The following is a 997-nucleotide window of genomic DNA, read 5'->3' as shown; positions in this document are numbered from 1 at the left end:
CGCCCAGGGCCTCGAAGCCACGGCCGGCCAGCTCGGGCCGATGGGCACTGGCCGATGGCGGCAGGCCGCTGCCGAATACATGGGAGAAGTTCACCCCACCCTTTTCGATCACTGCACCGTCGCCGATCACCCGGGTACGCCCGCCACCACCGGCAGGCCGGGTCCAGGCGTCCTCGATGAAGCGTGCGCCACCGTCTTCGGTTTCCAGTGCAGCGCAAATGCGGTCTTGCAGGTCGAGCAGGTAGGCTTTCACGGCCTCGGTGCGGGTAGTCATGGCATCACCTTGAATCGGGCAAAGCTACGCGGCGCTAGGGATGGAGCACGGGCCGGCGCAAATGGGCGCGTAGCATAACACCGCGCCGGGGCGCTCCGCAGTTGACGAAGGTCAAGCAGAGGAGTCCGATAGAGCACTTTCACGACACGTCCGAGGAGAGAATGCAGATGGCCAAACGTATCCAGTTCCGCGCCCATGGCGGCCCCGAAGTGCTCGAATATGTGGATTACCAACCGGCGGAACCGGGCCCGCAACAGGTTCGCGTCAGCAACAAGGCCATCGGCCTGAACTTCATCGACACCTATTTCCGCAGCGGTCTCTACGCACCGCCCGCCCTGCCTTCGGGCCTGGGGGCCGAAGGCGCGGGCGTGGTCGAGGCCGTAGGCAGTGCCGTGACCCGTTTCAAGGTCGGCGACCGCGTGGCTTACGGCAGCGGCCCACTGGGGGCCTACAGCGATGTGCATGTGCTGCCCGAAGCCAACCTGGTACGCCTGCCGGACGCCATCAGCTTCGAACAGGCCGCCGGGGTCATGCTCAAGGGCCTGACCGTGCAGTACCTGCTGCGCCAGACCTATGAACTCCAGGGCGGCGAAACCGTGCTGTTCCACGCCGCTGCCGGCGGTGTCGGCTCCCTGGCCTGCCAGTGGGCCAAGGCCCTCGGGGTAAAGCTGATCGGCACCGTCAGCTCGCCGGAAAAAGCCGCCATCGCCAAGGCCCTGGGCG

Annotated in this window: 2 protein-coding genes; one reads left to right on the top strand and one right to left on the bottom strand. The window is 66.4% G+C overall.

What is annotated here, in order from left to right; genetic code table 11:
- The coding region (locus tag F6S12_RS32145; RefSeq protein WP_315869910.1) for a coproporphyrinogen III oxidase at nt 1-274 on the bottom strand (274 nt) is incomplete at its 3' end.
- A 167-nt stretch (nt 275-441) separates the two neighbouring features.
- Between F6S12_RS32145 and F6S12_RS32140 the strand changes: the two genes are divergently transcribed.
- Nucleotides 442-997 (top strand): alcohol dehydrogenase catalytic domain-containing protein (locus F6S12_RS32140; protein ID WP_315869909.1); only part of this gene is annotated, 556 nt, incomplete at its 3' end.

This window comes from Pseudomonas sp. JV245A (assembly GCF_032424515.1).
GTDB lineage: Bacteria > Pseudomonadota > Gammaproteobacteria > Pseudomonadales > Pseudomonadaceae > Aquipseudomonas > Aquipseudomonas protegens.
This window is presented reverse-complemented; position numbering and strand designations above follow the sequence as displayed.